At 38.5% G+C, this 13,106-nt stretch carries 9 protein-coding genes, 1 tRNA gene and 1 pseudogene; 8 read left to right on the top strand and 3 right to left on the bottom strand.

Annotated elements, in window-relative coordinates:
- Positions 1 to 24 precede the first annotated feature (24 nt).
- The 6 genes from IPO27_01865 (at position 25) to IPO27_01840 (ending at position 4,674) form a co-directional block, all read left to right on the top strand.
- Positions 25 to 909 carry a MerR family transcriptional regulator gene (locus IPO27_01865; protein MBK8845348.1) on the top strand — a complete coding sequence of 295 codons (885 nt, stop codon included), beginning with the start codon at positions 25 to 27 and terminating at the stop codon, positions 907 to 909.
- Between the two features lie 70 nt (positions 910 to 979).
- Positions 980 to 1,054: transfer RNA gene (locus IPO27_01860), tRNA-Val, on the top strand.
- Between the two features lie 383 nt (positions 1,055 to 1,437).
- Positions 1,438 to 2,916 carry a T9SS type A sorting domain-containing protein gene (locus IPO27_01855; protein MBK8845347.1) on the top strand — a complete coding sequence of 493 codons (1,479 nt, stop codon included), beginning with the start codon at positions 1,438 to 1,440 and terminating at the stop codon, positions 2,914 to 2,916.
- A gap of 95 nt (positions 2,917 to 3,011) precedes the next feature.
- Positions 3,012 to 3,416, top strand: coding sequence for a hypothetical protein (locus IPO27_01850; GenBank protein ID MBK8845346.1), 405 nt, complete (start codon positions 3,012 to 3,014; stop codon positions 3,414 to 3,416).
- Positions 3,413 to 3,748 carry a hypothetical protein gene (locus tag IPO27_01845; protein ID MBK8845345.1) on the top strand — a complete coding sequence of 112 codons (336 nt, stop codon included), beginning with the start codon at positions 3,413 to 3,415 and terminating at the stop codon, positions 3,746 to 3,748. Before IPO27_01850 ends, IPO27_01845 begins: the two co-directional genes overlap by 4 nt.
- Positions 3,748 to 4,674, top strand: coding sequence for a DNRLRE domain-containing protein (locus IPO27_01840; GenBank protein MBK8845344.1), 927 nt, complete (start codon positions 3,748 to 3,750; stop codon positions 4,672 to 4,674). The genes IPO27_01845 and IPO27_01840 overlap by 1 nt, the downstream gene beginning before the upstream one ends.
- 33 nt (positions 4,675 to 4,707) lie before the next feature.
- On the opposite strand, the gene lpxB is transcribed toward IPO27_01840, so the two are convergent.
- Positions 4,708 to 5,802 (bottom strand): lipid-A-disaccharide synthase, encoded by a 1,095-nt coding sequence (gene lpxB / locus IPO27_01835; GenBank protein MBK8845343.1) that lies wholly within the window; start codon positions 5,800 to 5,802, stop codon positions 4,708 to 4,710.
- Positions 5,803 to 5,810: 8 nt separating this feature from the next.
- Complete coding sequence (locus IPO27_01830; GenBank protein MBK8845342.1) at positions 5,811 to 6,098, bottom strand: hypothetical protein; 288 nt, start codon at positions 6,096 to 6,098, stop codon at positions 5,811 to 5,813.
- A gap of 313 nt (positions 6,099 to 6,411) precedes the next feature.
- On the opposite strand from IPO27_01830, the gene floA reads away from it, so the two are divergent.
- Positions 6,412 to 7,389: a flotillin-like protein FloA gene (gene floA, locus IPO27_01825; GenBank protein ID MBK8845341.1), complete on the top strand. Its 978-nt coding sequence runs from the start codon at positions 6,412 to 6,414 to the stop codon at positions 7,387 to 7,389.
- Positions 7,390 to 8,522: 1,133 nt separating this feature from the next.
- On the opposite strand, the gene IPO27_01820 is transcribed toward floA, so the two are convergent.
- A complete protein-coding gene (locus IPO27_01820; GenBank protein ID MBK8845340.1) occupies positions 8,523 to 10,802 on the bottom strand; it encodes a PQQ-dependent sugar dehydrogenase in 2,280 nt (759 codons plus the stop codon).
- A 648-nt stretch (positions 10,803 to 11,450) separates the two neighbouring features.
- On the opposite strand from IPO27_01820, the pseudogene lpdA reads away from it, so the two are divergent.
- Positions 11,451 to 12,840: pseudogene (gene lpdA, locus IPO27_01815) on the top strand (dihydrolipoyl dehydrogenase).
- Positions 12,841 to 13,106: the final 266 nt, after the last annotated feature.

Here is a 13,106-nt window from a genome sequence, read left to right as displayed (position 1 = left end):
GCCGAATTAAGTTGTTTTCTTACTATGAGCACTTTTAGTATAAAAGATATAGAGACCCTTACGGGAATAAAATCTCACACCATAAGAATTTGGGAACAGCGATATGAATTGCTACAACCCAAGCGGACTGATACCAATATCAGATATTATGATGATGATGACTTAAAATTCTTATTGAATGTTTCTTTGTTGAACCGCAATGGGGTAAAAATTTCTAAGATAGCTGGACTTAGTCTAATTGACCTTGAAAAGTTAGTAGGAGAAATCACCAGCGATTCAAGTGATATTTCTATTCAAATTCATAAGCTTACTGCTGCAACGCTTAATCTTGATGAGCATGAATTTACATTAATCATTAATAATCACTGTAGCCTCAATGGATTCGAATATACTATGTATAATCTTATATTCCCATTCATGTCGCATCTTGGTGTTATGTGGCAATCAGGTACTGTAAATCCTGCATTCGAGCATTTTATTACCAACATTATAAGGGCACGTCTGGTTGTAATGACGGAGATGCTTGGAGCACGTCCCTCTTCATCAAGCATCAAAAAAGCAATCTTGTTTTGTCCCGAAGGAGAGTATCACGAAATAGGTTTGCTGTTTGCAAACTATATGCTGCGAAATTATGGTTTTCATACCTTATATCTAGGTCAAAACATCCCTGTTCGTGATGTAGAAGTTATAGCAGCCTCTTTCAATCCGTCCTTAATATTTGTGAGTTTTACTTCATCTAATAATGCCAAAACGCTTCGCAAAAATATTGAGGCACTCGAAAATTTCAAGGCAAATGTTCCTTTGCTACTTTCAGGGCGCATGATTTCTGCCCAGTTAATGCAAATTCCAATTCAAGCCTCGGTGATAAATAATCTTCAGGATTTTTATCAAACCATTGAAAAGGTGTAGCCCATACAAAATAATTAAAAAAAATTTTGTTTAATTATTTTAAGGGCTATATTTGCACTCCCAAAAAAAGGGGAGCTTAGCTCAGCTGGTTCAGAGCATCTGCCTTACAAGCAGAGGGTCACTGGTTCGAATCCAGTAGCTCCCACACAAAATATGGGGATCTCCCAAAAGAAAAAAATCCTGACTGTTCATAGCCAGGATTTTTTTTTGCACCTGTGCCATCTTTTATTCTTAGACAAACTTCTAATAATTTCGTTGCATGCCTAATTATCGCATTTGCTTTACACATGTACTGGGCAAGAGCGAATTATCGGCCTACCGAGTGTCTAAGCGCTTCTCTTTTAGTTAAACGGAAAAATAAAAGCTAGTGCATCAGGTATAGCGAGTAAATTTTTACAATCATCAAATTCGAGCAAAAGTAAAAGTGCTTCCTGTGCCTAAATAGGGAGGTTGCTTTCATAACTTATGCATTGCACCACGCTTAATATTCAATTGTTATTTTATATTTGCAATTTAAAGGCTACTAAAATGAAAAAGGCACTGTTTGCTTTCTATAGTTTTATGCTCATTTGCATGTTTGCAAATGGACAATTCCAAATTGGACATACTGCAATAAATTTTGTTGATAGCAGCCGTAACAATCGGGTTATACCAACCGAAATTTATTACCCCGCAGTTGTTGCTGGCGAAAATGTTCCTGTGGCAGGAAGCGAAAAGTTTCCATTGGTTGTGTTTGGTCATGGGTACTTGACTATTTTCTCTGCTTATCAGAATATTTGGGAGGCATTAGTCTTGCAAGGTTACATAGTAGCATTGCCCCGAACCGAAGGCTCTCTCTTCCCATCTCATTTGCAATTTGGAAACGACCTTGCTTTTTTACCCAAGGCATTTAATGAACTAAATGCAACCTCCACGAGTTTGTTCTTTAAAAGGTACTCCGAAAAAGTGTGTGTTGCCGGACATAGTATGGGCGCAGGTGCCACCTTCTTAGCATCTGCCGGCAACAATGCTATAACAGCGCTAGCGGTTTTGGCACCTGCCGAAACCAATCCTTCGGCTGTGGCAGCTTGTAACGGTATAGCTATACCATGCTTGATATTTGCCGGTAGCAATGATTGCATTACCCCACCATCCACAACCTCTCAAGTAATGTATGACTCACTCGATAGTCAATGCAAAACATACTTAAACATTAATGGAGCAAGTCATTGTCAGTTTGCCAATTATAACTTCAACTGTTCGTTTGGAGAAACAACATGCATAACCCCGCCAACCATAACAAGAGCAGTGCAGCATACCACCGTTAATAAATACCTGATTCCCTATTTAAATTATTTCTTAAAAAATAATTGTCAATCCTGGTTTAACATGCAGGACTCGCTATCAACTGCCACCGAAGTTATCTGGCAACAGGCATGCCTGCCCCAGGTTAATTGCACCGCTCCAATTAACCGTACTACCAAAAATATTACTTCCACCTCTGCCAAACTACAGTGGTTAAAGCCAACATGTTGCCATACAATTGAACTGCGCTATAAGCTATCAACTGCTCAGGCATATTCATGGACCAATGTTATAGGTGCTGTTTCTTCTTATTCACTTACCGGCTTGCAGCCGGCTACCGGTTACACATGGCAAGTACGCACAGTGTGCGATGATGATGCTACGGTAAAGTCGCCCTGGAGCGCAAAGCGAACCTTTACAACAGCTAGCAACCGAATAGGCGATGAGGGTACTGATGATGTTGCTGAGCAGTCTGAGGAGATAGTCATTTCTCCCAACCCCGGTAATGGTAAGTTTATCGTATCGTGCGAAAATTATACGGGCTACTCTATAAAATTTGTAGTGTACAATTTTGCAGGTCGAAAAATGTTGCAAAAAACAGAACCCGTATTAAATCATAATTTTGAAGTTGAAATGGATATGACCATGCACCCAAAGGGCATCTACATATTACAGATTTTTACACCGGATGAGATTGTAACAAGAAGGTTGGTGATAGAGTGAGGTTGGTTTTTTGTAATGTCCAATTCATTTCTAAAATACTTAATTTCATGTAATTAAATATTTAGTTTTGTAAGATAATTAGATAAACAGATTTTATGGCATTTATAGATAGGGTAATGGATGTTTTTTTTACTATCAAAGGCATTTCATTATCGCTGCGCCTTGGTTCATTTTTAGGATTTCTTTCGAAACCCTTTGCCTTTTTTTCAAATTATTTAGCCCTAACTAAATTCATTTCTAAAAACAACAAAAGAGGTGTTATGAATGATTTCTTCGTGCCCATACGAAGGAAGGGTGTGCGGGATGAATATTACCAGTACTTGCTAATGCAACATAAACTAAATGAACAGAATATTACTTATTTAGAATTTGGTGTATATAAAGGCAGCTCAATGCGCTGGTGGGTAAATCAAAATAAAATGGAAGGTTCATTTTTGCCGGATTTGATACGTTTGAAGGATTGCCTGAAGCGTGGGGGCCTTATGCAAAAGGAGGTATGAAGGCAGATATGCCTGAAATTAATGATGATAGAATAGAATTTGTTAAGGGGCTGTTTCAAGATACGTTATATAATTTTATTGAAAGAAATAAAACCAAACTAGCAGGACGTTTAGTAATAAACCTCGATGCTGATTTATTTTCAGCAACAATTTTTGCATTAGCTACTTTGAATCCATACTTGAAAAAAGGCGATATTATTATGTTTGACGAGTTCAATGTTCCTAATCATGAATATTTGGCATACAAAATATTTACTGAAAGTTTCCCAATAAAATTAAAGCTTGCTGCAGCAAGATTGAATTTTTATCACACAGCATTTGTGGTTGAATAATGAAATTTCTAACAGCATTCATACTAGTTTCAGGTAATTTGATTTGCTCAATTGGCATGGCCCAAATGGGCAATTTTGTTGATAGTATTGTTGGACAGTTTGGCTCAGCATCATATAAGCAATATAATATAGGAATAGCCACTCCTACAACAGCGGATAGTGCGCAACTCGAAATAGTTTCAGAAGCTTGGACATGTTTTCCTGTTATTTGTAATTTTAGGAGTATTATTTGGTTTGATGTTTCAAAATTTTCTCAAAGCTTGTTTTTGGATAGTGCGAAGTTGATGCTGACACCAACGCTTAATAACATTAATGGAATTCCCGGCACACCAATGTATGGCACTGCAAATGCATCTGAGGTTTATTTAAATATTTCGCCAATCCCTGGAATTGTTACCTGGAATAATCAACCTCAAGTTGATTTGGGAAATGTTTCAATCATTAAAGCAACTAACAGTAATTCAATAACTGACATTGATATTACTATTTTTGTTGAGAAATGGATAAAAGGACTTAGGCCAAACTATGGAATCACTATGAGACTCCAAAATGAGATTCACTATAATTCTATGATTTTTCATTCTGGTAAATCAACAATACAAAACGCTCCCAAGTTAAAAATATACTATCACACAAACGACTCTGGTATTGCACAAACTCCAAACACCACCACATACATTGGTTACAATTATACCGATGATGGGTTTACAATTTTTTTTAACGATGACATAGGTTCCTTAGCCGAAAATATAGAGGTAGAAATATTTGATGACATCGCTCGCTTGGTATATGCTCAACCTTATAACTTCAGAGCATCCAATCAATTAAGCCTTTCGGCCAATAAAATTAACATGGCTGCGGGTAATTACTTTGTACGGTTAGGTAATGAAAAGTATCAAAAGGTATTGCGATTATTGGTCAATTGATTTTATTTTAAAAACACCCTTTCATTTATTTTGCTAAATCATGAAATTTGCAATTTCAGTAGCAGCCTTATCGCTTGCGCCACTGTTACCAAGTAGGGTAATGAGCTGGTCGTAGTCAGCAATCATTTGTTGGCGTCCGTTGCCTGCAATAATTTTTTCTGTTTCGCTTCTTAATCTTTCAAAATTAAAATCTTCTTGTATAAGCTCGGTTACAATCTTTTTATCTGCTATCAGATTTACAAGCGATATGTATTTAATATCAACCAGGCGTTTTGCAATTTGTATGCTTACCCAATTGCCTTTATAACAAACAACTTGCGGTACACGGAATAGCGCTGTTTCAAGGGTTGCGGTGCCACTGGCAACTATGGCAGCATGTGCTATGTTAAGCACATCGTATGTTTTATTGCGCACTATTTCTACACTGGCGTTGTTTATAATGGAAGCATAAAAAGAATCATCTATAGAAGGTGCAGCAGCAAGAACAAATTTATAATCAGGAAATTCTGCCGGCATACGCAGCATTAAAGGCAACATTGCATTTATTTCTTGTTTTCTGCTTCCGGGTAATAGCGCAATCACCGGTTTGTCAACCTGCAAACTTGATTTTTGTTGCGATCGATATTGTTGCACTGCATCAAGCAACGGGTGTCCAACAAAACACGCCTCCACATTGTATTTTGCATAAAAGGCCTTTTCGAATGGAAGGATAACCAGCATCTTATCAATGGTACGTTTTAATTTATGAACGCGCGATTTTTTCCATGCCCAAACCTGAGGCGCTATGTAGTAAATGGATTTAATGCCTTGATCATGCACAAATTCGGCAATTCGCATATTAAAGCCAGGATAATCAATAAAGATGACACAGTCAGGTTGATAAGCAGCAATATCTTCTTTGCAAAAAGAGAGATTATTAAGAATGGTACGAATGTTAAACAACACTTCGGCAAAACCCATAAAGGCAAGTTCGCGGTAATGTTTTACAATGGTAGCTCCTTGTTCTTGCATTAAATCGCCTCCCCAACTTCTAAAATTAGCTGTTGGAAATTTATGCTTTAAAGCTTTGATAAGGTTACTACCGTGCAAATCGCCCGAAGCCTCTCCTGCTATGATATAAAACTTCATTCCCGTGTTTAAAAGAATTTAAAATAAATAACCACCAGCGCATACATAAATGTTGAAAGCAAAACTCCGCGAGCACTATGTTCCATGTCTTTGTGTAAAAACAAATAAAATGCCCCACCATTCAACAATAATGATAAGCTAATAAATGGGCTAAGCATGCGATGTTCAAGTAATACAGGTAATATAGAAGTAAACGAGGCATCGCCCCAAAAAGTGATTTTAAAAAACACGGCTCCTATTAATGGCATAAGCAAGCCTACAAGGATGCCAAGAAAGAGGTTATCAAATTTGTTCAAGTAATTTTTTTTTGAAAGTCGAGCAAAGGTAAATGATTTGGTTGTTCAAGATAACACGATTAAGAAAAAGCGATGCATTTAATTTTCATTTCTTTCAAATTTATTGCTTGCTTTGCACATACGCTAACTTGAAAAAGCTTCACATTATATTGAAACACGTACTTATATGCTGTTATACAGGCTAGTATCTTATTAAGTTAACTCAAGATAATTTCAATTAGCCTTTTTATTGAAGGCACCGTTTTAAAGCTGCATAAAATAGAAGGCAATCAGGCGTACAAAAAATGATAATAACAAATAAAAATATTTTATAATGGCCACACCCGCATTCTTTATTATTTCGGTAATAGGAGGTTTAGTCCTCCTGTTCATGTTCTTCTATTTTGTACCGGTCAATCTATGGATTACCGCTGTGTTTAGTAATGTACGCATAGGCATTCTTGATTTAGTTACCATGCGATTACGAAAAGTACCACCTTCCATCATTGTAAATGCACTTATTACCAGCAGTAAGGCAGGTCTCGATATTACCTGTAATGAGTTGGAAACGCACTTCCTTGCCGGAGGTAATGTAAACAATGTGATTAAGGCCATGATTAGTGCCGACAAGGCGAATATACCCATGAGCTTTAAAATGGCAACTGCCATTGATTTGGCTGGTCGTGATGTTGCCGATGCCGTTCAGTTAAGTGTTAATCCACGTGTAATTGATACCCCACCTGTTAGTGCGGTTGCAAAAAATGGAATACAACTAATAGTAAAAGCTCGTGTAACTGTGCGCACTAACATTAATCAGTTGGTTGGTGGAGCAGGCGAAGAAACTATACTTGCCCGTGTAGGCGAAGGCATCGTAACTAATATAGGTAGTACCGATGATCATAAATTAGTTTTAGAAAATCCGGATCAGATATCGAAAACAGTTCTTGCCAAAGGGTTGGATGCAGGTACTGCATTTGAAATTCTGTCTATAGATATTGCCGACATTGATGTTGGTGATAATATTGGTGCCAAGTTACAACAAGATCAGGCAGCGGCAGATTTAAAAGTTGCGCAAGCAAAAGCTGAAGAGCGCAGGGCAATGGCTGTAGCAACCGAGCAGGAAATGAAAGCAAAGGCGCAGGAAGCCCGCGCCCGTGTGATTGATGCAGAAGCACAGATTCCGCTTGCCATAGCCGAAGCATTTAAAAATGGCAGCCTCGGTGTAATGGACTATTACCGCATGCTAAACATGCAAGCCGATACAAACATGCGCGATTCCCTAGGCAAAACGGATAAGGACAATAAAAAATAATATTGATTTCTTAAACAAAAAAAATCCACTTCAAGCGAAGTGGATTTTTTTTTTGATAATAAAATACAGTTGCGCATGGGGAGACGAAGGAGCACAGATAATTTCTTTGTTTGATGATAAAATACAATTGCGCACAGAGGCACGGAGGTGCACGGAGAAATACTTTGTTTGATGATTGAATGTGTGGCGCACGGAGGCCCACGAAGAAATTCTCTTTTTGATGGTTAAATGTTTAGGCGCATGGAGACACGGAGGGGCACGGAGAAATTCTTTTTGATGATTGAGTGTGTGGCGCACGGAGGAACGGAGGATTACGGAGATTTTTTTTGGATGATAAAAACACAGTTGCGCACGAAGAAATTCTTTTTTTGATGATTAAATGTAAGGGCGTACGATGGCGCAAGGAGAATTTCTTTTTATATTTGAGGGAGCTGTTTTTTGCCGGTTGCATATGTACTAACATATTGCACCACCCGGAATTTTTATTTTTTCCTTTTATATAAAGATGCCGACCCTCATGGGTTTTAATGGCTGTATAAAAAATCTTAGAGCTCCATAGGAGCGACATGTTAATAGAAGGAATTGGTGCCGCTGTAACATAGTCCCGTAGAAGCGACCTATAAATGGAATGAATTCGCGCCCCAGTTGTTGAGCTCCGTAGGAGCGACACCGTTTTTCTCAGAAATGTAGTCCATTCTGGAATCTATTTGATAGAAGTTATTTGGTGCCCCGAAAAGCCCTTGCAATTATCAGGGCATAGTTGATGATTACTGTATGTTGAAAATCCTTGCATGCTTAATAGTTTTCGAAGTAGTGTTTTAATATGATTAAGTTTTAAAGATTTGCCTATAAATATAAAGTTTTTTTGAATCTACAAGCAAGCTTGTAAAAAAATCGGTTTAAAATAGACATAATCTACTGTTGGTATATCAACAACTCCCATAAGTGCACTCAAAAATTTTTTTTTAATATTAAGTTATTGGTGTTTAATGTTTAGATTATAACGTAGGCAGCAACAAAGTACATTTTTCTATCACAAAATTAAAAGCTTGTCATGATTAAGGAGTAATCAACTTGTGTTTATAAACCAAAGCCCCGCAATTGCGGGGCTTTGGTTTAAGTGTGCATAATTTCTAACGTATAAATTTGGCGGAGCTCATTTTTTTGCCATCTGATATACGGATAAAATACATTCCTCCTGCAAGCGAGTTTTTAAAGTCTATTTGTATAATATTATTTTTTTGAACACTTAATATATAGTCATAGTTATTAAGTTTTTTGCCATCCATACTATAAATATCGGCAATTACGCGAGGTGCATTTTTAAGGTTGCTATTGTTTAATCTTACAAACAATTGATTGCCCTGCATGGGATTGGGATATACCAAAATTTCTGCATTGGCCTGGGCAAGAAACTGTTCTATACTTTGCGCACATGCCGGTGCAATGTTAACCACATCGCAGCTCTCCATGCCTTGCGGATCCTGTATGCATAAGTGAACACTAAACCAGACCGTATCGCCATCATTATACAAGCAGTTTTCGCAATCAACAATGCAATAGTCTGCACTATCGTATGAGTCGCACTGTTCTTCGGGATGGAAGTGCAAGTTATGCTCCTTGTGCACAAACCAATAGTAGCTAAGAGCGCTATTAGGAGACTCGGCATCGCTTACTTGTGCTGCTAAATTTAATAACGACTGACCAGAACATAGTTGAGTAGGCGATGGACTGGTAATGTTTACTACAGGTGGGGTGTTATTAATAAAGATTTTAAATACTTTACAACCAACAAGCCCTTGCGTATCGTTTACGCATAGCTTAACATCATACGTAACCGGGCCCACATTTCCTGGTGAAAAAGTGTGCATAACCAATGGCCCCGATCCAATAGCACCATTATCATCAAAATCCCAATCATAAGTGAGTGGACTGTTTTCCGGATCGAAAGAAGCAGTACCATCAAAGTTGATTGTAGTGCCCGTTGGTCCGTAGTTTACGTTTGCAGTTGGAATGGATATAGGCGGATTATTGATAAATCCCGGAAAGCAATATTTGTAAACCTCATTAGGATATGCAACATAATAAATACAACCGTTATTTGGATTAAATTTAAGGTCAACAATATTTTCGGCAGAGCTATCAAACAATACCACACTATCGGGTACATAGTTGCTATTTACTTTTAAAAAGCGAATCCAACCTTCGCCATAATCGCCAAACCAGATGGAATTACGGAAATCTTCAGGCACCAGCAACGAGTTTAAGAAGAAGCCACCCATAGCCGCATTGCCGGGATACATAGCTCCCTGTATGGGCGAGCTGATGTTGCTAATATCAATGGGTATGCCTTTGCCGGTTTGGTTTGAAAAAATAGGCGCACGGGCATTAGCAGGAAAGTTTGCATTTTTATGATGCCATTCAATTAAGGGTCTTGTATGTTTCCATTGATTAGGAGTTAGCTGATTTGTATCGCAAGGGTCTTTAAGCACGTGAGGAATATTGTATTCCTGATCTATCAAATCATTAAACTTATAAAAGGGTGCTCCACAACCCGGATAAAAACTATTAGGAACTTCGGTGTTTTCAACCTTAGCATTTTTTAATTTAACGGTAGCTGTCATTCCTTCAAAAACGGGCCACCCACAATTAAGGCCTTTCGTTTTTACAAGCGAAATTTCTTCCCAATCGCTCCAGCCCACATCGCCCACAATAAGATAACCCGGATTTCCTGCTGTAATGTCGGTATCACCCGAATTTGGTATTACCTGAAAGCGGAAAGGGTTTCTAAAACCGATGGTCCATATACGCGACTGCGGTGACTTAGGCTTGTTAGCATCCCAATACGGATTTGTACTTAGTCCATTTCCATTGGCCGGATCGAGGCGTAAAATTTTGCCTGCCAGTGTTCCGAGCATTTGCGCTCTATAACATCCTACATTTTGACCAGGAGTAATGGTGCCATCTACTAAGCCCTGCTGCCACCAGGTATCGCTATTGCTGCCTGTATCAGGGTCAGAACCATAACTTGCAGCATCGGCCATGGCACAAATTAAACTTCCATCAGTACCAAACTCGATAGCTCCATTGCTATGCGAAAAATATACAACCGGAAAACCATCTTGCATACTATCGCCCAACAAAATATACCGTGAACTGTAAATGGTAGATTTTAAATCGTTTGTAGCATCGGCAGTGTAGCGTGTTATACGACCAAAGGTGGCTGTATCATTCCATGTTATAGCAGGATTGTAATTCAATGAGTCAGAATATTCATAGAAATAACGGTCAACAGAATAAGCCAGATAAAAATACCCATTGGTTAAAAAATTTGGATCGAGTGCAAAACCATTTAAGCCATTATCACCCACCAATCCAATCTCTTCTGAAATATTAATAAGCGTATCGGGCATGAGTTGATCATTTTGGTCTAACAGAAAAACATATCCTTTCTTATCCCAAATATATCCACGTCCATTTTTATCCCAGGTAATACCTTCTATAGATTTTAAATTGTTGGAAGATGAAATTACATTGGCTTTGAAGAAGCCGTTGGGTAAAACTTGCGAGTAGGCTTGTACAAAGCATAGTAAACAAAAGCGCTTAGTAAAACTCTTTTCATTGTTATTTTTGATTTTTATTTTTTGTTCCTGAATTATGCAAAGTCGTTGTTTTTTGTGTTCGTATGATTAACTTATCAGACGGGTTCTTAAAATATTAAGGAATACATATTTCTACGTAAAAAGCAAGCTAGGGCTGTTGCCTTGTAATTATATTCAAGCTTGTTGGTTTCTTTGTTAATCATGTTATTATAACACCTTTGCAAAAGTACGTAAGAAATCAGGTTTATATTAGTGCTTGTCCTAAATAGTCGGAAATTTATAAACACCCAAGCTTGTATTTTCGGCATTTGTAAAACTTTTTTCCCGAAAAAAACTCCCCTCATTAAGCCACCATCTCCCACTCGTCAAATGAACGTTGTTTTTTTTATAAACCAGCTAACTTCTGTTACATTTGCCACATTCATTTATCATTTAAAAAACTAATAAAAATCATTTTATATGGGTTACGATGTCATAGTAATTGGAAGCGGTCCCGGTGGATATGTGGCCGCTATACGTGCCTCACAGTTGGGTTTAAAAACCGCCATTATTGAGCGCGAATCATTAGGAGGAGTATGCCTTAACTGGGGTTGCATACCTACTAAGGCGTTATTGAAGAGTGCACAGGTATTCGAATACTTGCAGCATGCAGCAGATTATGGTATAACCGTTAGTGGAGGCAGTGCAGACTTTACCAAAGTAGTTAACCGCAGTCGCGGTGTAGCCGAAGGTATGAGCAAGGGGGTACAATTTCTGATGAAGAAGAATAAGATTGATGTCATTATGGGTTCGGCCAAATTAGTTGCCGGCAAAAAGGTTGAAATAACTGCACCTGATGGCAAAAAGAGAACCGAAGAGGCCCCAAATATAATTGTTGCAACGGGTGCGCGTAGCAGGGAGTTGCCAAATCTTAAACAAGACGGAAAAAAAATAATCGGGTACCGTGAAGCCATGACCTTGCCCTCGCAACCCAGGTCGATGGTAGTAGTTGGAAGCGGTGCCATCGGTAGTGAATTTGCTTATTTTTATAATGCCATGGGTACCAAAGTTACCATGGTTGAATTTATGCCTGCCATAGTGCCTGTAGAGGATGAGGAGGTGAGCAAGCAACTTGAAAAATCATTTAAGAAGTCGGGTATAACGGTGATGACTGAGTCGAGTGTTGAGAGCGTAGACACAACGGGAGATGGATGTGTTGTAACCATAAAAACTAAAAAGGGAGAAGAAAAGATCAGTTGCGATATCGTGCTTAGTGCCGTAGGAATAATCCCCTAACATTGAAAACATCGGATTGGAAGATGTTGGCGTTATTACGGATAAGGGAAAAATTCTGGTGAATGAATATTCGCAAACCAACATACCGGGAATATATGCTATTGGCGATGTTACCCCCGGTCAGGCACTGGCACATGTGGCAAGTGCCGAAGGTATTATTTGTGTAGAGAAAATTGCAGGACATCATCCTGAACCTGTTAACTATAACAATATACCCGGCTGCACCTATTGCAGTCCCGAAATAGCAAGTGTAGGCTATACCGAGAAAGCTGCTAAAGAAGCAGGATACGAAATTAAAGTGGGTAAGTTTCCTTTTAGTGCAAGTGGTAAAGCAAGTGCTGCAGGTGCCAAAGATGGTTTTGTAAAAGTAATATATGATGCTAAATATGGGGAGCTATTAGGCTGCCACATGATTGGCTACAACGTTACCGAAATGATAGCCGAAGCCGTAGTGGCGCGAAAATTAGAAACCACATGGCATGAAATTCTTAAGTCCGTGCATCCCCATCCTACCATGAGCGAAGCCATGATGGAAGCCACCGCTGCTGCGTATGGCGAGGTGATACATTTGTAAAGCCCCATTGGTAAGATTTATAAATGTCTTTTCCATTGGCTATTGAATTTTAGCAAATAATAAATTCTGAAGCGAATTGAAAAAGTCCTACCTACAGGATTTATTTCTTACCTAAAATTTCACTCCTACATACAAACCTGCCGCAAGGCTTGAAGCATACATTCCACCGGCCTGCCATTCTAAATTTGTACCGATAGCCACTTTTTTATTGAGCATTCGTTCAATATTCATATTTGCTATTCCGCAAATATTATTAACAATATATC

It is taken from the genome of Bacteroidota bacterium, from assembly GCA_016714535.1.
GTDB lineage: Bacteria > Bacteroidota > Bacteroidia > AKYH767-A > OLB10 > JADKFV01.
Note: the sequence above shows the minus strand (reverse complement) of the source record. Positions and strands in the feature narration are given on the sequence as shown.

Coding starts and splice junctions, on each gene's coding strand:
- IPO27_01840 (MBK8845344.1), top strand. CDS start 3,748: ATGAAATTTCTAACAGCATTCATACTAGTTTCAGGTAATTTGATTTGC.
- IPO27_01855 (MBK8845347.1), top strand. CDS start 1,438: ATGAAAAAGGCACTGTTTGCTTTCTATAGTTTTATGCTCATTTGCATG.
- IPO27_01850 (MBK8845346.1), top strand. CDS start 3,012: ATGGCATTTATAGATAGGGTAATGGATGTTTTTTTTACTATCAAAGGC.
- IPO27_01845 (MBK8845345.1), top strand. CDS start 3,413: ATGAAGGCAGATATGCCTGAAATTAATGATGATAGAATAGAATTTGTT.
- floA (MBK8845341.1), top strand. CDS start 6,412: ATGGCCACACCCGCATTCTTTATTATTTCGGTAATAGGAGGTTTAGTC.
- IPO27_01865 (MBK8845348.1), top strand. CDS start 25: ATGAGCACTTTTAGTATAAAAGATATAGAGACCCTTACGGGAATAAAA.
- IPO27_01820 (MBK8845340.1), bottom strand. CDS start 10,802: ATGCCCGATACGCTTATTAATATTTCAGAAGAGATTGGATTGGTGGGT.
- lpxB (MBK8845343.1), bottom strand. CDS start 5,802: ATGAAGTTTTATATCATAGCAGGAGAGGCTTCGGGCGATTTGCACGGT.